Below are 20767 nucleotides of genomic sequence, written 5' to 3' on the forward strand. Positions count from 1 at the left end.
GCCCTGGGGCGTCGTGCCCTTTCCCGCCGCCTTTACTCCTGTTTCAATTCCCGCAAGTGCTTGTACACCGTGGCGCGCCCCATCGACAGCACGTTGGCGATGTAGTCCGCGGCGCTTTTGGCCTTGAACGCGCCCTGATGGTAGAGATCGCTGACCAGTCGCCGTTTTTGTTCGCGGCTCAGCGCGCCGAGCGCGGCGTTTTCGCGCCGCAGCCAATCGTGCAGGAAGGTGTTGATCTTCTCTTGCCAGTCGTCTTTGAACAGCTCTTGTGGCTGTGGTTGCAATCGCGTGACCGACAGGAACATGTCCAGCGCGTTGCGGGCGTCCTCGAACATCGCGGTGCTCAGGTTGATGCACAGCAGATAGCTGGGCTTGCCCTGCTCGTCGCGTGCGGCAATGCTCACCGAACGCATCTTTTTGCCGTCCCAGTTCAGCTTCTCATAGGGGCCGGTCACGCCGGCGCCGCCATCGAGCTCGAAGTCTTCCAGCCCGGCGTCGTCGCCCGGTTTACGCTTTGACAGGTTGTTCGCCAGATAGGCAATCTTGTTGGTGGCCAGATCGTGGATCACCACTTCCGCATTCGGGAAAAACAGCGCCGCGATGCCGTCAGCGACCGAGCGCAAAAGTTCGAGTTGAGAAGTAGAGTTCGGCACGCTGGGGTATCTCCGTATGGCCCGGTTTGGTTGGCTGTTCAGCTGCTTAGCATACCGCAGTTGCCGCCGCTTGCCGAGTGGAGCGGCGGCAAGCGGCGTATCCTTCGCCGGTTATTCCGCCTCGGCGCCGCGCCGATAAAACACGTAGCTCTCGCGCGCCACGCTGTCGCGGACCCGATAGCGCCAGATCAGCCCGAGCGTGGTAAACCACAGCGGCATGCTGCACAGCGCGATCAGCGTATCGCTATCGAACACCATCAGCACCAGCGTAAAGGCGAAGAATGCCAGCGTCAGCCAGGCCATCGCGACCCCGCCCGGCATTTTGAAGTGCGAAGCGGCGTGCAGATCCGGCCGCTTCTGGCGATACACCAGGTAGGCGACCAAAATCATGCCCCAGCTGTAAACCACCAGGATCGCCGCCACGGTAGAGACGATGGTGAACAGCGTCATGACGTTCGGCACCAGTACCAGCAGCAAGGTGCCGGCCACCATGCAGAAGCAGGAAAACAGCAGGCTGCGGATCGGAATGGCCGTGGTGCGAGACAGAATGCGGAACTGACCGTGGGCATGCTTTTCCATCGACAGGCTGTACAGCATGCGGGTGCTGGAATACACCCCGCTGTTGGCCGAGGACATCGCCGAAGTCAGCACCACGAAGTTGATCACCGCGGCGGCGGCCGGCAGCCCCGCCCGATCGAACAGCATCACGAACGGGCTGCTGTCCGGCGAGATGTGGCTCCATGAGGTGACGGCGATAATGGTCAGCATCGAGCACACGTAGAAGACGATGATGCGCGCCGGGATCGCGTTGATCGCCTTCGGCAGCACCTTCTCGGGGTTTTTGGTCTCCGCCGACATCGTGCCCAGCAGCTCGATGCCGGTGCAGGAGAAAATGGCGATCTGGAAACCGGCGAAAAAGCCGAAGATGCCGTGCGGCATGAAAATGGCGGGATCGGTGACGTTATGCAGCGAAGCGGTCACGCCGTCCGGCGAAGTCCAGCCGCTGAACACCATCCAGGCGCCGGTGGCGATCAACGCGACGATCGCCACCACCTTGATCATCGCGAACCAGAATTCGGCCTCGCCGAACATCTTGACCGACAGCATGTTGAACAGACACAGAAACCCCAGCGTCAGCAGCGCCGGCAACCAGGGCGAGACGTCTGGCAGCCAATATTGCACGTAGCCGCCGCACACCACCACGTCGGCAATGCAGGTCACGACCCAGCTCAGCCAGTAGGACCAGCCGAGAAAAAAGCTGGCGCGCGGCCCCAGGTATTCGGAGACAAAATCGGCGAACGAGCGGTAATCGAGCCGCGTGAGCAGCAGTTCCCCCATCGCCCTCATGACCATGAACATGAAAAAGCCGACGATGGCGTAAGTCAGTACGATGGAGGTGCCCGATAGCGCGAGGGTTTTCCCGGCGCCCATAAACAGCCCGGTGCCGATGGCGCCGCCGATCGAAATCAGTTGAATGTGGCGCGCGCTCAGCCCGCGCTGCAAAGTTTGGGCACAGTGAGGCCCCTCGGCTGAACCTGGGTTCAGCCGATCGCAGTGGTTTTTTGTCATGGTGTTACCTGTCCGTCGTTAAGGCGATTAAGCAACCGATGCGCGGTTGCAGCAGGAATGAAACGCCCGCGGGCGCTCTAACCGGCAAAAAATTGAGACCAAACGCTGCCCGCCCCGTTGTGACAGGGAGGTAATAATAATGGGTACCAAGAAAATGCTCTCGTGAGCCGTCGTATCGCCCACGGTTGGCGTACAAAGCCTGAGCGTGGTGGGTAAACACTACAATATCAAATGGTTATACTTTCCCTTGTGCAACAAAAAAACGACGCCGGAGCCGTTTTAACATTAATTTAACTCTGGCGAGGGGAAATGCCATTGTCAACATGGCAGTTAAATAAAATGAAACTTTTTGATCACATTCAAGCTTCTGAAAAATAGATAAAAAGGGTTTTTATGCGCTTTATATGCATAAATTATGCATGTGATCGCTCACCGTCGACAAAAAGTAATTAACTATTCATTTACCGCTCTGCAGGCGGCGAAAAACCGTCCGCTGGCCCGATGAGAGGGGGGCTAACAACCGGCATAATTAGTGGTAAATTTAGCGTCGCAAAGTGTTATGCGCTTGCTAATCCACGGTTAAACGAAATAAATACCTCTAATATATAAAGGTTGGTTATGGAAAAGCTATCCTACGCTTCAGACAGCAGCACCACCGCTTGGGCTACATATCTGCAACAAATCGATCGCGTCGCCCCTTACCTCGGCGACCTGTCACGCTGGGTTGATACGCTGCGTCACCCTAAGCGCGCTTTGATTGTCGATATCCCGCTGCAGATGGACGATGGCACCATCCGTCACTTCGAAGGTTTCCGCGTACAGCACAACCTGTCGCGTGGGCCGGGCAAAGGCGGCATCCGCTTCCACCCTGACGTCGATCTGAACGAAGTGATGGCCCTGTCCGCCTGGATGACCATCAAGTGTGCCGCGGTCAACCTGCCGTACGGCGGCGCCAAGGGCGGCATCCGCGTCGACCCGTTCAAACTGTCTGAAGGTGAACTGGAGCGACTGACCCGCCGCTACACCAGTGAAATCGGCTTCATCATCGGGCCACAGAAAGACATTCCTGCGCCGGACGTCGGCACCAACGCCAAAGTGATGGCCTGGATGATGGACACCTACTCCATGAACCACGGCACCACCATCACCGGCGTAGTGACAGGCAAGCCAATTCACCTCGGCGGTTCCCTGGGCCGTGAGAAAGCGACCGGCCGCGGCGTGTTCGTCACCGGCAGCGAAGTGGCCAAGCGTCTGGGCGTGCAGATCGAAGGCGCCAAAGTGGCGGTACAAGGCTTCGGTAACGTGGGCAGCGAAGCGGCCCGTCTGTTCGTCGGCGTCGGCGCGCGCGTCGTCACCATCCAGGACCACTCCGCTACCCTGTTCAACGCCGACGGCATCGACCTGGTGGCGCTGACCGAATACCAGGCCAAGCACAAGCAGATCGCCGGCTTCCCTGGCGCCAGCGAGATCGAGAGCGAAGCGTTCTGGTCGGTCGACATGGACATTCTGATCCCTGCGGCGCTGGAAGGCCAGATCACCCGTCAGCGCGCTGAAATCCTCAGCGCCAAACTGGTGTTGGAAGGGGCTAACGGCCCAACCTTCCCGGAAGCGGACGATATTCTGCGTTCCCGTAACATCACCGTGGTTCCGGACGTTATCTGTAACGCCGGCGGCGTAACGGTCAGTTACTTCGAGTGGGTGCAGGACATGGCGAGCTACTTCTGGAGCGAGTCCGAGATCAACGAGCGTATGGACAAGATCATGACCGACGCGATGGTCCACGTCTGGAACAAGGCCGCCGAGAAAGAGTGCAGCCTGCGCACCGCCGCTTACATCGTGGCCTGTGAGCGCATCCTGACCGCACGTAAAGAGCGCGGCATTTACCCAGGTTGATGCCGGCTTATTTGGCCTGCGAGCGGGCCATTGTATCAGGGGGCGAAAGCCCCCTTTTTCGTTTCACCTATTTTTGAAACAAGGCCACGATTTCCGGCGAATACAGGTCGGGATATTTTTCTGCCGCCCCGAGTATATTCTGACGAACCGTTTTACCTTTTACGCTTGGATCTGCTGCCACATACTCTGCCGGGAAAGCCAGCGCATCTTTATCGGCACCCGCAGCCAACAACGCCTTGACGCAGTCAGGATTATTGCTGGTCAGGCTTTCCAGCAGCGGTGTGCCAACAGGCCAGGCCTGTTGCTGGGGCGGTTGAGCATCGATAGAGGTTCCGGGTTTATGCAACAAGGCGATACGCTGCGCCGCTTGCGGGTCCGGCTGGCCGTCCTGGGAAGAATCCCGCGTGCAAACAAAGTGCAAAGGCGTTGATCCTACCTTGCTGACGCCATAAGGATCTGTACCGGCGGCTACCAGCAGTTTGATGACCTCCAGATTAGCCGCCCCTTCCCCCATGATCGGTGAGAATCCTTGCGGGGTAACCTGCTTGGCATCCGCACCAGATTGCAGCAACAGTTTCACCAACGCGGGCGCGGCTCCTTGGCTTTGGGCGGCGGCAATAAGCGGTGTATTAGTCCCCCCTTGCGCAATGACATTGGTATTGGCACCCGCTTTTAGCAAGCTCTGTAAAATGTGAAGGTCATCATCGGATAATTCAGACTTGTCGGTATTTCCCAACGCTGACAACAATACGGTTTCTCCATTGTCACTGATGGCTTGATTCACATTCACCGACATATCAAGAAAACGGTCGAGCAGCGCCGGCTGTTTGTAATAGGCGGCATACCATACCGTTTGAATAGTGGGGTGAGCGCCATTTTTGATCAGTTCATTAATGGTGTCCATATCGCTACTGCTCTTAGAGTAAGCATACGTCATTACCGACTCATCCAGTTTTTGGGTGAGTTCCTCTTGTTCGCCAGCGTGTGCGGCAACCGAGCTCCCCAGCAGGCTCAGCGCCAGTGCGCAGGCTGTGGCACAGCGATTTAAAATAGGCATTTTTTTGTTCCTTCAAAATAATAAAAAAATTAAACAAGTGCTTTCCATTATTACGCAATGGTAATAATCACAGAATTCTTATGTATTCGTATGAAGCGTGCTAACAGATTTCCTTTCCATTTTAGTGGGGAGCCGTTTTTCTATCATAGGAAACAAACGAAAATCAAATTCATTACTGATGAGAACGCCTGGATAATTATGGCCTTTATTCTCGCCAAGAAAGTCAACTCAATTTTTACGCTTTTTTATCGTGTATTCCACCGCACTTTGCGGTTCGCATTCCCGGGGGGGCTGGGCTATACCTTAGGCATTCCCCTTTCTGCAGGAGTTGTGATCATGAGCAAGAAAAAGATCCTGATGCTGGTCGGCGACTACGCCGAAGATTACGAAACCATGGTGCCGTTTCAGGCATTGCAGATGATCGGCCATTGGGTGGACGCCGTGTGCCCCGGCAAAGCCGTCGGCGACTACATCCAGACCGCGATCCACGATTTTGACGGCGCGCAGACCTACAGCGAGAAACCCGGCCACCGTTTCACCCTGAACGCCGACTTCGCCGCCGCCAAAGAAGAGCACTACGATGCGCTCTTGATCCCTGGCGGTCGGGCGCCGGAATACCTGCGCCTGAATCCCGACGTGATCGCGCTGGTGCAGGCGTTTGACGCCGCGAAAAAACCGATCGCCGCCGTTTGCCACGGCCCGCAGCTGCTGGCAGCGGCCGGGGTGTTGAAAGGCCGCACCTGCAGCGCCTACCCGGCCTGCGCGCCGGAGGTGCGGCTGGGCGGCGGCCATTATGCGGAGATCGGCATCGATCAGGCGCACGTCGATGGCAATCTGGTCACCGCCCCGGCCTGGCCGGCGCATCCGCAATGGCTGGCTAAGTTCGCCGAGGTATTGGAGCAGTAACGCGCGCTAACGGAGCTGCTCGATCAGGAAATGGATGTCGTACAGCCAGCGTTTGGCGCGCGCGGAGCGCACCAGCATGGATACGCACAGCGGCCGGGTGTGTTCTTTACAGGCGGAGGGGGAAAACCAGCGCCCGGTATTGCTCGGCGGCTGGAAATAAAGCTCGTGATTGTAGTTGCCGCTGTCGACGCCGAAGGTATCGAAGTAGCGGCGCATCAACGTGTTGGAGTCGCTGAACGACAGGTTGAGCGCGGTGTTGATCTCGGTTTCCGGGGTGATGGCCACGCCCTTCTGCAGCCGGCCTGATGCGTTGAAGGCGGCGATAAGCGCGATGACCTGTTGCTGAATGTCTTCTGCCATGACGACCTCGAGCCGATATGAAGAAAAAGTGAGTGCAATTATCTGTCTGACTCTGCCCGCCGCGGCGAGTTCGGGATGCCGGCCGGGTTTTCTGTTTCTTTACACTTTCCATAAAAAACCGCGCGCAGCCACACTTCTGGCGCGCGCGGTCGACGGTTAGCGGCTGAGCGTCGTCTTGTCGGCGATGACGCCGTCCCCCTGCCGCTCGGCGGCAACCCCGCCGCCCAACACTTTATACAGGGTGGCCTGATTGTCGTACGCGGTCTGCTGCGCGGCGATCAGCGACTGCTGCGCCGTATACAGCGTGCGCTGCGCGTCCAGCACGGTCAGATAGCTGTCCACGCCCTGGCGGTAGCGCAGTTCGGCCAGACGATAATATTGCCGCGCCGCCGCCACATAGCCGGTTTGCGCCGCCAGCTGTTCCTGCAGCGTGGCTTTGCGCGCCAGCGCGTCGGCGGTTTCCTGAAATGCCGTCTGCACCGCTTTCTCATAGGTGGCGACATACAGATCTCTCTGCGCTTTGCTGTAGTTCAGTTGCGACGTGTTATAGCCGCCGCTGAAAATCGGCAGGCTGATGCTCGGTGCGAACGACCAAACGCCCGCGCCGTGGCTGAACAGCGACGAGAGTTCACCGCTGCCCACCCCGCCGCTGGCGGTCAGGCTGATCGACGGGAAGAACGCCGCCCGCGCCGAGCCGATATTGGCGTTGGCGGATTTCAGATTATGCTCGGCCTGCAGCACGTCCGGCCGCGTCAGCAGCACCTGCGAAGACACCCCGGCCGGCAGGTCGCGCATGATCCCGCCCAGCGCGTCGATGCCGCCGGGCAGCAGGTTTTCCGGCACGCTTTGCCCCACCGCCAAATCCAGCGCGTTTTTCGCCTGCGCGGCGCTGGTCGCATAGCTGGCGGCGTCCGATCGCGCCTGTTGATAAACGGTCTCCGCCGACGCCACGTCAACCAACGATGAAATCCCGTGCTGCTGGTTCTTGCGCGTCACCTCCAGCGACCGTTTGGCGCTTTCCATCGTCTGCTGCGCCACCGCCAGATTGCTGCGCTCGGCCGCCACCGCCACCCAGTCGGTGACGATATCGGCGATCAGCGTCAGACGGGTGCTTTTCGCCGCCTCCGAGTTAGCCAGGTAAGTTTCGAACGCCGCCCGCGACAGGCTGGCGTTTTTGCCAAACAGATCCAGCTCAAAGGCGCTGACGCCGGCCTGCGCTTCGTAACTCTGGCTGATGGCGGTGGCATTGCCGTTACCGGTCAGCGAACGCCCGCGACTGCCGTCGGCGGTGGCGTTGATCGTCGGCAACAGCGCCGCGCGCTGCTCACCGTACAGCGCGCGCGCCGACGCGATATTGGCGATCGCCTCGCGCAGATCGCGGCTGCTGCTCAGCCCCATCGCCACCACCTGGCGCAACCTGGCGTCCTGCACATAGTCGCGCCAGGCGATGTCCGGGTAGCTCAACGCCTGCTTGCCGGCGGCCTCGCCCTGCGGCAGCGTTGCCGCTATCGGCGCCGTCGGCCGCTGATAATCAGGATCCAGCGAAATACAGCCAGCCAACAGCAGCGGCAAAGTTAACATCATGACTCGTTGCAACACGTTATTCTCCTGCCTGTGGCGGCCGGCTGGCGGAGCGGCGGCTAAACACGCGGCGCACCAGCACATAAAACAGCGGGACGAAAAAGATGGCCAATGCGGTGGCGGTAAGGGTGCCGCCGATAATGCCGGTACCGATGGCGATGCGGCTGTTGGCGCCGGCGCCGCTGGATACCGCCAGCGGCAGAACCCCGGCGGTGAACGCCAGTGAGGTCATCAGGATCGGCCGCAGGCGCATGCGCGCCGCGTGAACCGCCGCGCCAATCAGCGTTTCACCGCGCTGATGCATTTCCTCGGCGAACTCGACGATCAGAATGGCGTTTTTCGCCGACAAACCGACGATGGTGAGCAGCGCCACCTGGAAGTAGATATCGTTCTCCAGCCCGCGCAGCGTGATTGCCAACAGCGAACCCACGATGCCCATCGGCACCACCAACATCACCGCAAACGGAATCGACCAGCTCTCATACAGCGCCGCCAGGCACAGGAACACCACGATGAGCGAAATGGCGTACAGCGACGACGCCTGGCCGCTGGTCAGCCGCTCCTGATAGGAGAGCCCGCTCCAGGAATAGCTGCTGCCGGCGGAGAATTTCGCCGCCAGTTTCTCCATCTCGCTCATCGCCGTGCCGGAACTGACGCCGGCGGCGCCCTGCCCGGTGATCTCGAACGACGACAGCCCGTTATAGCGCGACAGGTTTTCCGGGCCGTAGATCCAGTGTGAGGAAGCAAAAGCGGAGAACGGCGTCATGCTGCTGTCGCCCGCCGCGTTGGTGCCGCGCACAAACCATTTGTCGAGATCTTCCGGCTTGGCGCGATACTCTACGTCGCCCTGCATATAGACTTTTTTCACCCGGTTGCGATCGATAAAGTCGTTGACGTAGGTGCTGCCGAACGCGCTGCTGAGCGTGCTGTTGACGTCGCCGGCGCTCAGGCCGAGCGCCTGCAGTTTGCCGCTGTCGATCTCCACCTGCAGCTGCGGAGTGTCCGGCAAGGTGTTGGCGCGTACCGCCAACAGCGATGGATTGCCGGCGGCGGCGGCGACGATCTGATCGCGCATCGCCTGCAGCTCGGCGCGGGTGGTCGCCCCTTTGGCCTGCAGTTCGAAGGTGAAGCCGTCGGACTGGCCGAAGCCGTCGATCGCCGGCGGGCTCATGGAGAACACCTGGGCGTCGCGCAGCGAGGCAAAGTGCGCCATGGCGCGTTTGGCGATGGCGTCGGCGGTGTTTTCGCTGCCGCCGCGTTGGCTCCAGTCTTTGAGGCTGACGAACGCCATGCCGGCGTTTTGCCCGCTGCCGCTGAAACCGAAGCCGTTGATGGTGAAAATGGTGCTGACGTTGGCCTTTTCCTGCTCAAGGAAATAGGCGGTGACCGCCTCGCTCACCGCCGAGGTGCGGGCGTTGGTGGCGCCGGCCGGCAAGGTGTACTGCACCATCACCGAACCCTGATCCTCATTGGGCAGGAAACCGGTCGGCAAACGCAGATACATCACGGCGGTGGCGATCAGCAGCAGGCCGTACAGCAGCAGATAGCGCGTCGGCCGGTGGATCACCCCGCCGACCTTGTCGGCGTACTTCTCCTGCAACCGGTTATAACCGCGGTTGAATTTACCCAGCAGCCCTTTGTTGGTCTGTTCTTCATGCGTCGATTTCAGCAATGTGGCGCACAGCGCCGGCGCCAGCGTCAACGCCAGCACGACCGACAGCACCATCGAGGAGACGACGGTAATCGAAAACTGACGGTAGATCACCCCGGTGGAACCGCCGAAGAACGCCATCGGCAGAAACACCGCCGACAGCACCAGCGCGATGCCGACCAGCGCGCCGGTGATCTCGCGCATCGATTTCTCCGTCGCCTCGCGCGGCGGCAGTTTATCTTCACGCATCACGCGTTCGACGTTTTCCACCACCACGATGGCGTCGTCCACCAACAGCCCGATCGCAAGCACCATGCCGAACAGCGTCAGGGTATTGATCGAGTAGCCGAACGCCGCCAGCACGCCGAAGGTGCCCAGCAACACCACCGGCACGGTGATGGTCGGGATCAGCGTGGTGCGCAGGTTTTGCAGGAACACGAACATCACCACCACCACCAGGACCACCGCTTCGAACAGCGTTTTCACCACCTCCTCGATCGAGATGTTGATGAAGTCGGTGCTGTCTTTCGGGTAGGCCACCTTATAACCCTGCGGCATCGCGCTTTGGTATTCCGCCACCTTGGCCTTCACCAGCTTGGCGGTGTTGAGGGCGTTGGCCCCCGCCGCCAGCTTGACCGCGATCCCCGCCGCCGGGTGGCCGTTGAGGTGCGCGCTGGCGGAGTAATCTTCGTTGCCCAGCTCAACCCGCGCCACGTCGCCCAGCCGCACCAGCGCGCCGCTGCTGTCGCTTTTCAGGATGATATTGCGAAACTGTTCCGGCGTTTGCAGCCGCGACTGTGCCTTCACCGTGGCGGTCAGCTGCTGATCGGCGGCGGCAGGCAGATCGCCTACCTTGCCGGCGGACACCTGGGTGTTTTGCGCCTCGATCGCCGTCTGCACGTCGGAAGGCATCAGCGCATAGCTCGCCAGCCTGGTCGGATCCAGCCAGATGCGCATCGCGTATTCCGAACCGAACACCTGCACGTCCCCCACGCCCTCGATGCGCGACAGCGGATCCTGCAGGTTGCTGACCAGATAGTCGGAAATGTCGGCCATCGTCGCCTTGTCGTTCTCGTCATACAGCCCGACGATCAGCAGAAAGCTGCTCTGGGATTTCTTGACCGTCACGCCTTGGGCGGTGACCGCGCTCGGCAAGCGGCTTTCCGCCTGCTGAACTTTGTTTTGCACCTGCACCTGCGCGATATCCGGATCGGTGCCCTGATCAAAGGTGACGTCGATGCTGACCGAGCCGCTGGAGCTGCTGGTCGAAGAGAAATACAGCAGGCCATCCAGACCGGTGAGCTGCTGTTCAATCACTTGGGTGACGCTGTTTTCCAGCGTTTCCGCGTCCGCGCCCGGATAAGTGGCGGAGATGGAAATCTGCGGCGGTGACACGTCCGGGTACTGTGAGATGGGCAACGAATTGATCGACATCAGGCCGCACAGCATGATGATGATGGCGATCACCCAGGCGAACACCGGGCGGCGGATAAAGAACTGCGCCATATCACTGCTCCCCGCGTTGGGCTTTGTCGAGCGAGACGGCGACCGGCTTCACCGCCGCGCCGATCGTCACCTTGCTGGTGCCTTCGACGATCAGGCGATCGCCCTCGTTCAACCCGCTGCCGATCAGCCAGTTGCTGCCCACCACCCGTTCGGCGGTGACGGTGCGCTGCGCCACTTTATTTTGCTCGTCCACCACCAACGCGGTGGCTTCCCCTTTGGCATTGCGGGTGATGCCCTGCTGCGGCGCCAGAATGGCTTTAGAATCGACGCCGTTATCCACCGTGGCGTGGACATACATGCCGGGCAACAGTTCATGTTCGGGGTTGGGGAACACCGCGCGCAGCGTGACCGAACCGGTGGCCTCATCCACCGCCACCTCGGTCAACTCCAGCTTGCCGGCGTGGGGATAAGACGTGCCGTCCTCCAGCTTGATGGCGACCGGCGTGACCGCGCCGCGCTGTAACGCCGCCTGCTGGCGTCGCAGCTTAAGCATCTGGGCACTGGACTGGGTCAGATCGACATAGATCGGATCCAACGCACGGATGGTGGCCAACGCATCGGTCTGGCTGGCGGTGACCAGCGCGCCCGGCGTCACGGATGAGATGCCGATGCGCCCGGCGATGGGCGCACGCACCTGGGTATAGCCGAGATTGATGCGCGCCGTCTCCAGCGCCGCCTGATACTGCGCCACCGACGCCACGGCCTGCAGATACGCGGCTTTGGCGTCGTCTGCGTCCTGTTTGGAAACGCCGTTTTCTTTCACCAGCGCCGCATAGCGCTGCGATTTGAGCCGGGTGGATTGCACCGTGGCCTGGGCGTTTTTCAGCTGGGCGGCGGCCTGATCGTAGCTGGCCTGATAGCTGGCGGGATCAATTTGATACAATACCTGCCCGGCTTTCACCTCGGCCCCTTCGGTAAACAGCCGCTGCTTGATGATGCCATCGACCTGCGGCCGCACGTCGGAGGTCATGGTGGCGTTGACCCGGCCGGTCAGCTCGCTGCTCAGGGTCACCGACTGGCCGCGCAGCGTGACCACGCCGACCTCCCGTTCACCGCCTGCGCCCGTCGGCGCGCCGGCGTTTTGCCCATCGCAGGCGGCCAGCGACAGCGACAGCCCCAGCGCTAAAAGCGTTTTCCTCTGCATTGCAATACGATCCTATTGAGAATAACTATTCTCAATATATCGAATGCCGCGATGCGCTTCTGAAAGGGTTGCGTAAGGATTCGGTAAAAGTCCGTCGGGCAGAACCGGCCGGTATCGCGATTATTTGTGCCGCAGCGGCACGTCTTTCAAGAGCCAGGTCAGCGCAAAAGCCAGCGCCATCACCCCGGCGGCAATTTGATACACCGAATGGATCGCCCCGCCGAAAGCCTGCAGGTAATCCTGCTGCAGCGCCGTCGGCAAATGGTGCACCGCTTCTGCGCCGAGCGAGCGCGGCAGCTGCGCGCCTTCCGGCAACAGCGCCGCCAAACGGGTGTGCAACACCTGCGTGAAAATCGCCCCGAACACCGCCACGCCTATCGAACCGCCGATAGAGCGGAACAGCGTGGCGCTGGACGTCGCAACGCCGATATGTCGGGGCTCCACGCTGTTTTGCGCCGCCAAAATCATCACTTGCATCACCATGCCCAGCCCCAATCCCAGCAGGCAAAGGTACAGATACAGTTGCTGCACCGGCGTGTTATTGGTCAGAGTGCCGAGCAGCGTCATGGCCCCCAGCGCGCACAGGGTACCGACGATCGGGAACAGGCGATATTTACCGCGTTTGCTGATGATCCGCCCGCTGATGATCGAGCTGGCCATAATGCCGCCCATCAACGGCAGCAGCTGCATTCCGGCCTGTGATGGCGTCGAGCCTTTCACCACCTGCAGATACAGCGGCAGGAAAGTCACGGAGCCGAACAGCGACATGCCGACGATAAAGCCGATCAGGCCGCACAGCACGAAGGTGCGGTTGCGAAACAGCCCGAGGGGAATGATCGGTTCAGCGGCCAGCCGTTCCTCATAGATAAAGCCGCCCAGCGACACCAGGCCAAAGGCCAGAATGCACCACAGCTGGCCGTCCGACCAGGCCATTACCGTGCCCCCCTGGCTGGTGAACAGGATGATGCAGGTGAGCGCCATCGCCAGGTAACCGGCGCCCAGGACGTCGATTTCATGCCGCACTCGATTAACCTGCGACTGAAACACTGCGCCAATCACCAGCAGGGCGAACAGACCCAGCGGCAGATTGATGTAGAAAATCCAGCGCCAGGAAAAATGCTGCGCCAACAGGCCGCCGATCAGCGGCCCCACCACCGTGGCCAGGCCAAATACCCCGCCGAACAGCCCCTGATAACGGCCGCGTTCCGCCGGCGGGATCACGTCGCCGACCACCGCCAGGGTGACCACCAACAGCCCGCCGCCGCCCAACCCTTGCAGCGCGCGCATCATAATCAGCTGCGTCATATTTTGCGCCAGCCCACACAGTACCGACCCAAGCAAAAACAGCAAAATAGCGATTTGCAGCACAATCTTGCGGCCGAAAAGATCGCCGAATTTGCCGTACAGCGGCACCACGATAGTGGAAGACAGCAGATAGGCCGTCACCACCCAGGACAGTTTTTCAAGCCCACCAAACTCGCCGACGATGGTCGGCAGCGCGGTGGAGACAATGGTTTGATCCAGCGCCGCCAGCAGCATCACCAGCAGCAACGCGGAAAACAGCAACGGGAGCGAAGGCGCCTTGGCTGGCGCCCCGCCGTGATCGGGCTGGATTGTCGGGTTTTCTATCTCCATCGGAGTCAGTTCACTTGTAATTAATTAATCGCATAATTAATATATGAGTCATCCTTTTCTCCGGTCAATGGATCTCACCGCGATGACAGCACGAAACGTTCAAACTCCCGCCAAGCCTCGCCGCCCCGGCCGGCCGAGCGGCGGCCCCAAAGGGGCTGACAAACGCGAGCATTTGCTTGATACCGCACTGAACCTGTTTGCCCGCCAGGGGATCGTAGACACCTCGTTGAACGCCATTGCGCGCGAGGCAAACGTCACCCCGGCCATGCTGCACTACTACTTTCATAACCGCGATCAGCTGCTGGACGTGCTGATCGAGGAGCGCTTTCTGCCGGTGCGCAAGATGGCCGGCGAAGTATTCGACGCCAACGCGGACGATCCCGTCACCGCCTTCACCCTGCTGGCGCAACGTTTTATCGACATCGCGTTGGAACACCCCTGGTTCGCCCCGCTGTGGCTGCGGGAGGTCATGAGTGAAAGCGGCGTGCTGAAACAGCGCATGGATGAACGCTTCGGTAATGAACGCCATCAGATCGCGCTGCAAGCCATCGCGCGCTGGCAGGCGCAGGGTAAACTCAATCCCGATCTCGAGCCTGCCCTGCTGTTCTTCACCCTGTTCGGCATCACGCTGCTGCCGCTGGCCACCGCGCCCAAATGGCGGCGCGAACGGGATAAAGGCCAGCTAAACGCCGAAGATATCGCCCGCCACGCCGTCGCCCTGCTGCGCTACGGCATCGGCCCGGCGCGTTAACTCACTGGCTCTGGGGATTTAACCAGCCGAAACACCGTTTTGGTGTGCCAATAGTAGTCGATCGCCGCCGCGATATTCGGCATCCAACCGTCCGGCTCATAGGGTACGAAGCCGGAAAAACCCAGCCTGCGGGCAGAAACCTGGAACCCCGCGCCGGAGAAAATGCGCGCATAGTCGTCCAGCGAGCGATCCTGCACCACGGTGTGCGTCTGTTCAGCTACCCTTGCGCGCCATTGCGGCCACAGCGGGTTGTCGGTGTGGCAACCGGTCACCGCATAGTAAACGCCGCCCGGCTTCAGCGCCCGCAGCATATCGGCGGCATGCTGCGCGATATCTTCGATCAGGTAGATGACCTCATGGCTGAAGGCGATATCGAAATGGTCATCCCAGCCCGTCAGCCGCGTGTCGGTTTGATAACCGATCGGCAGGTTTCCTTTCAGGCGGTTGGCGTGTTCGACGGACTGGCGGGCGATATCGACGCCGAGCCCTTCACGAAATGGCCGGATTTGGTGCAACAGACGCAGAAAACCGCCTTGATTGCAGCCGAAATCCAACACCCTGACGCCGGACAGTTCGTGTTCCGGCACCAGAGTTAGCAGATGCCGCCAGATAGGCGCATGGCCTTCCGCCATGGCCTGCTCTGCGTGCGGATCGCGATACCAAGTGGGGATGCTCAAGGGGGAGTCGTTCATTATGGCCTCCTTATGTTTCCACTCAGCCAACCACAGCCTATGGCGACAAACAACCGCGTGCGCATTTTTTGAACATTCACTGCTCTGACTTGCCATGCACCGGCAGTTGGCTGGTCACGCAGTGAATGCCGCCGCCGCCGGCGGCGATGGCGTCGATCTCCAACTGTACCACCTTGCGCTGCGGATAGAGCGCCGACAGCAGCGTAAACGCCGCCTTATCCGCCTGCGGGTCGCCAAATTCAGGGGCGATCACCGCGCCGTTGATCACGAAGTAGTTGATGTAGCCCGCCGCGAAATCGGGATTGCGGCGGCTGAATCGGCTGTCGCGCGGCGCCAGCGGCGGCGAAAGCGTATGCACCTGCAACGTGCGGCCATCTGCGTCGGTCGCTGTCTTGAGGATCGCCAGATGTGCCTGGGTAACCGCATGATCATAAGAGGCCGGATCGGTATCCAGGTTGGCCACCACCACGCCCGGCCGCACGAAACGGGCGTAAAAATCGACGTGGGCATCGGTGATATCCCGGCCTTTAATGCCCGGCAGCCAGATAATTTTGCGCAGGCCGAGCATCGCTTTCAGCTCCCGCTCAACCCGCTCCCGGCTCCAGCCCGGGTTGCGGTTCGCATTCACCCAGCAGCTCTCGGTCATGATGCCGGTGCCGTGCCCATCCACTTCGATGCCGCCGCCTTCGCCTACCAGCGCGCTGCGGCGCGGTTGAGCGACGCCGTATTTTTTGGCGGCGAACGCCGCCAGACGCGCATCCTTGGCATGTCGCTGTTTATTGCCCCAGCCGTTGAAGTTGAAATCCACCGCGCCCAGCGCACCGGCGTCGTTGACGACGAAATTGGCGCCGATGTCGCGCACCCAGATGTCATCCAACTCGGTGACGACATAGCTGACGTTATGGCTGCCGCAGATCGCTTCCGCCAGTTGCCGTTCGTGCGCGCGGCAAAATACCGTCAGCGGCTGAAACTCGGCGATGGCGCGGGCGATGCGCCCCTGCGCGGCCTGCACGTCCGCCGTGAACCCGCCCCAAATCGCACGCTGCGCGCCGAATGCGAGAAACGCCCGCTGCTGCGGTTCCCCTTCATCGGGGAGGCGCCAGACCGGGTTAAGCGCAGCTTTCGCGTGACCGTGTAACGAAATACCCAGCGATGCCGCCAAACCTACGCCGGCCACTGCCGAAAGCTGCTTGATAAAGGTGCGACGCGTTGCCATAAACGGCCTCTTTAAATTAATTTAAATTCAAATTGTTAGCCGGTTTCTTTACGCTCCGGCGCTTGAATCCCATGCTAGTCTTCCCCTGCCACCGCGACAAACGATATATTTAGTGGATATCTGATTAGACAGGCTTATCGATAATGTTAAAACACTGGCCTCCTTTGAGCGCCCTGCGCGGTTTCGAAGCGGCGGCGCGCCTGGGCAGTTTTCATCAGGCCGCCGAAGAATTGCACCTGACCCAATCGGCCATCAGCCAGCAGATCCGCAGCCTCGAGGCGTTTCTGGAACAGCCGCTGTTCTTCCGCACCGGCCGCAGCGTAACGCTGACCGACGCCGGCCACGATCTGTTCAGCACCGCACAGGTGATGCTGCAACATCTGGCCGTCGGCATTCGCCGTTTGGATCAGTACCGCAAACCCAACCAGTTGATCGTCAACACCACCCCGGCCTTTGCCCGCCACTGGCTGACGCCGCGGCTGGGCGATTTCAACCGGCGACATCCGCAGATCGATCTGTGGCTGTTCACCAGCTTTGAACCGCCGGATATGGCGGCGGACAGCATCGATCTGGCGATCCGCGACGATCTCAGCGCGCAGGCGGACTGCACCTTCAAGGTTCTCTGTACCGACCGGCTCTACCCCGCCTGCCACCCCAGCCTGCTGGCGTTGACGCCGGAGCAGCGCGTGACCTTGCACGGCGAACGTGAGATGGACTGGAGCCACTGGGCGGTGGCGGGCGGCGCGCACGTCGGCCAACGCGACAGCGGGCTGAACTTCTCCGATCCTGGTCTGCTGCTGGACGCCGCCTGCAATGGCCTCGGCATCGCGTTGGTCAGCCAACTGCTGGCGCAACACGCGCGCGACGTCGGGCTGCTGCAACCGCTAACCGAGCAACGCGTGCGCGGCGCCAACTGGGCGTGGCTGCTGCACCGCGACAGCGAACACAATCCGCTCGCCCGGCACTTCTGCCAATGGCTCCAGTCGGCGCTGTCCGCCGGCGCATAACGCGCCACGTCACGATTTGCTACTCTGGTCAGGCGGCCCCGCCTGACCGCTGCTACCTTCAATAAAGCGTCGCAACAACCCGAAGAAAACGCGCTAACCTGCTGTTTCAAAATAATTAGTTGAATTCACCTGATAACTGAACATCGCTAAAAGGATCTTCTATGTCTGCCGGTTTATTGAAAACGATAGCTCTGAGCGTGGCACTTGCCTGCACCGTTCCCGCCGCCTTTGCCGCCGATCTGACCGCCGGCGCGGTCGCCGCCCCGGATCAGTATGGCGCCAAGGTCGCCGCGCACATTCTGCAGGCCGGCGGCAACGCGGTCGACGCGGCGGTCGCCACCGCCTTTACCCTGGCCGTTACCTACCCTGAAGCCGGCAATATCGGCGGCGGCGGCTTTATGACGTTGTACGTCGACGGCAAACCCTATTTCCTCGACTACCGCGAAGTGGCGCCCAAGGCCGCCGGCAAAACCATGTATCTGAACGAGAAAGGCGAAGTGATCGAGAATCTCAGCCTGGTGGGCAGCCGCGCCGCCGGTGTGCCGGGCACCGTGCTAGGGTTGTGGGAAGCCCATAAGCGTTTCGGCAAGCTGCCGTGGGCCGAACTGCTGACGCCGGCGATAGGTTACGCCCGGCAAGGTTTCACCGTGGCGGACCAGCAGTATCAATACCGTGAAGACGCCAACAAACTGTTCGCCGGTAAAACCAACTTCGGCGACTATTTCGGCGCCATGAAGCCCGGCACGGTGTTCAAACAGCCGGAGCTGGCCGCCACCCTTGAGCGCATCGCCAAATCGGGCGCCGACGATTTTTATCACGGCGAAACCGCTCGCCTGCTGGTGGCGCAAATGCAGCGCGACAACGGGCTGATCGGTGCGGCGGATTTGGCCGACTATCGGGTGAAATGGCGTGAACCGATGCGCATCAGCTGGCGCGGCAACACCGTGTATACCGCCCCGCTGCCCAGCTCCGGCGGCATTGCGCTGGCGCAGCTGCTGGGGATAAAAGAAGATCGCGCCGCCGACTTCAAGGGCGTGCCGCTCAACTCGGCGCGCTATATCCACCTGCTGGCGGAAATCGAAAAACGCGTGTTCGCCGATCGCGCCGACTACCTCGGCGACCCGGATTTCACTAACGTGCCGGAAGCGCAGCTGATCGCCCCCGACTACCTGCAAAAACGCGCCGCCGAGATCAACCCGACGGCGATCTCGCCGACCGAAAAGGTGCGGCCGGGGCTGGAAACCCACCAAACCACCCACTTTTCGATCGTCGATGCCGCCGGCAACGCGGTCAGCAACACCTATACGCTCAACTGGGACTTCGGCAGCGGCGTGGTGGTCAAAGGCGCCGGCTTCCTGCTTAACGACGAGATGGACGACTTCAGCGCCAAACCCGGCGTCGCCAACGCCTTCGGCGTGGTGGGCAGCGACGCCAACGCCATCGAGCCGGGCAAACGCATGCTCTCCTCGATGAGCCCGACCATCATCACCCGCGACGGCGACGTCACCCTGGTGATCGGCACCCCGGGCGGTTCACGCATCTTCACCTCGATCTTCCAGGTGATCAACAACCTCTACGATTACCACCTGCCGCTGGCGCAGGCGGTGGCCGCCCAGCGCGTGCACCATCAGCTGTTGCCGAAGGACACCGTCTACTATGACAGCTTTGCGCCGCTGACCGGCAAACCGGCGGACGAGCTGAAGGCCATGGGTTACACCCTCGAAGACCAGGGCTGGAACATGGGGGATATTCAGGTCATCCGCATCGATGGCCGCACGCCGGAAACCGCGTCCGATCCGCGTGGCCGCGGCGTGGGCCTGGTGGTGAAAAAGTAACGCCCCGGCGGCCCGCCTTCAATTAGACGGGCCGCTGCTTCCCCGCATTGACTGCCGCTGCGCCCTTTCTTACTCATCTATACTGAAGCGACAGGCGCGCGTTTGACGACGGCGGCGTCTGCCTTCCTTCTTAGACGATAACGAAAATATTATTTTTAAATCAATCACCTGCACTTATCGTAAGCGGTGTCGGAGGCAATCAACAATGGCGAAAAGACGAGCAGTACCCGGTGTCCATCCCTACGATGGGCCCGCCGGCGGTTGGGGCGCGCTGAAAGCGACGGCCATCGCCGTGCGCACGCAGATGGATACCTTAGAAGCGCCGGTGACGCTGATGCGCACCAACCAGCCCGACGGGTTTGACTGCCCGGGATGCGCATGGCCGGATAAAGAGCATCGCTCCACCTTTCAGTTTTGCGAAAACGGCGCCAAAGCGGTGACCTGGGAAGCGACCAGCAAGCGCGTGACGCCCGAATTCCTGGCGCAAAATACCGTGACCTCACTGCTGCAAAAAACCGATTATCAGTTGGAAGACTATGGCCGCCTGACCACGCCCCTGTTTTATGACGCCGGGACGGACACCCTGCGCCCGCTGGCGTGGGACGAGGCGTTCCAACGCATCGCCGCCGTCTTGCAGACGCTGCCGCCGGAACAGGTGGAATTTTATACCTCCGGCCGGGCGTCCAATGAGGCGGCCTACCTGTTCCAGCTGTTTGCGCGTGAATTTGGCAGCAATAACTTTCCCGACTGCTCCAACATGTGCCATGAGCCGACCAGCGTTGGCCTGCCGCAATCGATCGGCATCGGTAAAGGCACCGTCTCGCTGGACGACTTTGACAGCGCGGAGCTGGTTATCTCCATCGGACACAATCCGGGCACCAATCACCCGCGCATGATGGGCACGCTGCATGAGCTGGCGCGCAAAAAAGTGCCGATCATTGTCTTTAACCCGCTGCGCGAGCGGGCGCTCGAACGTTTCACCGATCCGCAAAACGTCATCGAAATGGCGACCTACAGTTCGACCCCGATCGCTTCAACCTACTATCAGGTCAAAGCCGGCGGTGACGCCGCGGCGCTCAAAGGCATCGCCAAAGCGTTGCTGCAGTTGGATGATGAGCATGGCAATGCGCTGGATCACGCCTTTATTGCCGAGCACACTGAAGGGTTTACGGCTTTCGCCGCCGACCTGAAGGCCACCGGTTGGGATGCGATTGAGGCGGAGAGCGGCCTGGCGCGCCGGGATCTGGAACAGGTCGCCGCCGCTTACGCGAAATCCAACGCCACCATCGTGACCTACGGCATGGGCATTAC

General features: G+C 60.8%; 16 protein-coding genes. 6 read left to right on the top strand and 10 right to left on the bottom strand.

Features of this window, described 5'->3' with window-relative positions:
• Positions 1 to 32: 32 nt before the first annotated feature.
• A complete protein-coding gene (locus tag ADK28_RS27630) occupies positions 33 to 653 on the bottom strand; it encodes a helix-turn-helix transcriptional regulator (protein WP_048797232.1) in 621 nt (206 codons plus the stop codon).
• Between the two features lie 111 nt (positions 654 to 764).
• Positions 765 to 2222 (bottom strand): amino acid permease, encoded by a 1458-nt coding sequence (locus tag ADK28_RS27635; protein ID WP_048797233.1) that lies wholly within the window; start codon positions 2220 to 2222, stop codon positions 765 to 767.
• Between the two features lie 618 nt (positions 2223 to 2840).
• Here ADK28_RS27635 and ADK28_RS27640 point away from each other — a divergent pair.
• Positions 2841 to 4115: a Glu/Leu/Phe/Val family dehydrogenase gene (locus ADK28_RS27640; protein ID WP_025302877.1), complete on the top strand. Its 1275-nt coding sequence runs from the start codon at positions 2841 to 2843 to the stop codon at positions 4113 to 4115.
• 67 nt (positions 4116 to 4182) lie between these two features.
• On the opposite strand, the gene ADK28_RS27645 is transcribed toward ADK28_RS27640, so the two are convergent.
• Positions 4183 to 5172 (bottom strand): ankyrin repeat domain-containing protein, encoded by a 990-nt coding sequence (locus ADK28_RS27645; protein WP_048797234.1) that lies wholly within the window; start codon positions 5170 to 5172, stop codon positions 4183 to 4185.
• Between the two features lie 336 nt (positions 5173 to 5508).
• Between ADK28_RS27645 and ADK28_RS27650 the strand changes: the two genes are divergently transcribed.
• Positions 5509 to 6078 (top strand): DJ-1/PfpI family protein, encoded by a 570-nt coding sequence (locus ADK28_RS27650; RefSeq protein ID WP_004937978.1) that lies wholly within the window; start codon positions 5509 to 5511, stop codon positions 6076 to 6078.
• 6 nt (positions 6079 to 6084) lie between these two features.
• Here ADK28_RS27650 and ADK28_RS27655 read toward each other — a convergent pair whose 3' ends face one another.
• The 5 genes from ADK28_RS27655 to ADK28_RS27675 all read right to left on the bottom strand — a co-directional run bounded on the left by ADK28_RS27655 (position 6085) and on the right by ADK28_RS27675 (position 13955).
• Positions 6085 to 6438, bottom strand: coding sequence for a DUF1493 family protein (locus ADK28_RS27655; protein ID WP_033640270.1), 354 nt, complete (start codon positions 6436 to 6438; stop codon positions 6085 to 6087).
• 156 nt (positions 6439 to 6594) lie between these two features.
• Positions 6595 to 8037: an efflux transporter outer membrane subunit gene (locus tag ADK28_RS27660; protein WP_033640269.1), complete on the bottom strand. Its 1443-nt coding sequence runs from the start codon at positions 8035 to 8037 to the stop codon at positions 6595 to 6597.
• Between the two features lies 1 nt (position 8038).
• Complete coding sequence (locus ADK28_RS27665; RefSeq protein WP_048797235.1) at positions 8039 to 11176, bottom strand: efflux RND transporter permease subunit; 3138 nt, start codon at positions 11174 to 11176, stop codon at positions 8039 to 8041.
• A gap of 1 nt (position 11177) precedes the next feature.
• Positions 11178 to 12320: an efflux RND transporter periplasmic adaptor subunit gene (locus ADK28_RS27670; RefSeq protein WP_048797236.1), complete on the bottom strand. Its 1143-nt coding sequence runs from the start codon at positions 12318 to 12320 to the stop codon at positions 11178 to 11180.
• 120 nt (positions 12321 to 12440) lie between these two features.
• Positions 12441 to 13955, bottom strand: a complete 1515-nt coding sequence (locus ADK28_RS27675) for an MDR family MFS transporter (protein WP_048797237.1) — start codon at positions 13953 to 13955, stop codon at positions 12441 to 12443.
• Between the two features lie 82 nt (positions 13956 to 14037).
• On the opposite strand from ADK28_RS27675, the gene ADK28_RS27680 reads away from it, so the two are divergent.
• Positions 14038 to 14706 (top strand): TetR/AcrR family transcriptional regulator, encoded by a 669-nt coding sequence (locus ADK28_RS27680; RefSeq protein ID WP_227944601.1) that lies wholly within the window; start codon positions 14038 to 14040, stop codon positions 14704 to 14706.
• Here the strand turns inward: ADK28_RS27680 and ADK28_RS27685 are convergent.
• Entirely contained in the window at positions 14703 to 15398 is a 696-nt protein-coding gene (locus ADK28_RS27685) for a class I SAM-dependent methyltransferase (RefSeq protein ID WP_048797238.1), read from the bottom strand. The genes ADK28_RS27680 and ADK28_RS27685 overlap by 4 nt on opposite strands.
• Before the next feature lie 76 nt (positions 15399 to 15474).
• Positions 15475 to 16614: an agmatine deiminase family protein gene (locus tag ADK28_RS27690; protein WP_048797239.1), complete on the bottom strand. Its 1140-nt coding sequence runs from the start codon at positions 16612 to 16614 to the stop codon at positions 15475 to 15477.
• 143 nt (positions 16615 to 16757) lie between these two features.
• On the opposite strand from ADK28_RS27690, the gene ADK28_RS27695 reads away from it, so the two are divergent.
• The 3 genes from ADK28_RS27695 to ADK28_RS27705 form a co-directional block, all read left to right on the top strand.
• On the top strand, positions 16758 to 17621 hold the full coding sequence (locus ADK28_RS27695) for a LysR substrate-binding domain-containing protein (RefSeq protein ID WP_048797240.1): 864 nt from the start codon (positions 16758 to 16760) through the stop codon (positions 17619 to 17621).
• A 161-nt stretch (positions 17622 to 17782) separates the two neighbouring features.
• Positions 17783 to 19456: a gamma-glutamyltransferase gene (gene ggt, locus ADK28_RS27700; protein WP_033640258.1), complete on the top strand. Its 1674-nt coding sequence runs from the start codon at positions 17783 to 17785 to the stop codon at positions 19454 to 19456.
• Positions 19457 to 19661: 205 nt separating this feature from the next.
• On the top strand, positions 19662 to 20767 hold a 1106-nt coding region (locus tag ADK28_RS27705), incomplete at its 3' end, for a molybdopterin-dependent oxidoreductase (RefSeq protein WP_048797241.1).

The organism is Serratia sp. 506_PEND, from assembly GCF_001076875.1.
In the GTDB taxonomy this organism is placed as follows: Bacteria; Pseudomonadota; Gammaproteobacteria; order Enterobacterales; family Enterobacteriaceae; genus Serratia; species Serratia marcescens.

Coding starts and splice junctions, on each gene's coding strand:
- ADK28_RS27635 (WP_048797233.1), bottom strand. CDS start 2,222: ATGACAAAAAACCACTGCGATCGGCTGAACCCAGGTTCAGCCGAGGGG.
- ADK28_RS27640 (WP_025302877.1), top strand. CDS start 2,841: ATGGAAAAGCTATCCTACGCTTCAGACAGCAGCACCACCGCTTGGGCT.
- ADK28_RS27645 (WP_048797234.1), bottom strand. CDS start 5,172: ATGCCTATTTTAAATCGCTGTGCCACAGCCTGCGCACTGGCGCTGAGC.
- ADK28_RS27650 (WP_004937978.1), top strand. CDS start 5,509: ATGAGCAAGAAAAAGATCCTGATGCTGGTCGGCGACTACGCCGAAGAT.
- ADK28_RS27655 (WP_033640270.1), bottom strand. CDS start 6,438: ATGGCAGAAGACATTCAGCAACAGGTCATCGCGCTTATCGCCGCCTTC.
- ADK28_RS27665 (WP_048797235.1), bottom strand. CDS start 11,176: ATGGCGCAGTTCTTTATCCGCCGCCCGGTGTTCGCCTGGGTGATCGCC.
- ADK28_RS27670 (WP_048797236.1), bottom strand. CDS start 12,320: ATGCAGAGGAAAACGCTTTTAGCGCTGGGGCTGTCGCTGTCGCTGGCC.
- ADK28_RS27675 (WP_048797237.1), bottom strand. CDS start 13,955: ATGGAGATAGAAAACCCGACAATCCAGCCCGATCACGGCGGGGCGCCA.
- ADK28_RS27680 (WP_227944601.1), top strand. CDS start 14,038: ATGACAGCACGAAACGTTCAAACTCCCGCCAAGCCTCGCCGCCCCGGC.
- ADK28_RS27685 (WP_048797238.1), bottom strand. CDS start 15,398: ATGAACGACTCCCCCTTGAGCATCCCCACTTGGTATCGCGATCCGCAC.
- ADK28_RS27690 (WP_048797239.1), bottom strand. CDS start 16,614: ATGGCAACGCGTCGCACCTTTATCAAGCAGCTTTCGGCAGTGGCCGGC.
- ADK28_RS27695 (WP_048797240.1), top strand. CDS start 16,758: ATGTTAAAACACTGGCCTCCTTTGAGCGCCCTGCGCGGTTTCGAAGCG.
- ggt (WP_033640258.1), top strand. CDS start 17,783: ATGTCTGCCGGTTTATTGAAAACGATAGCTCTGAGCGTGGCACTTGCC.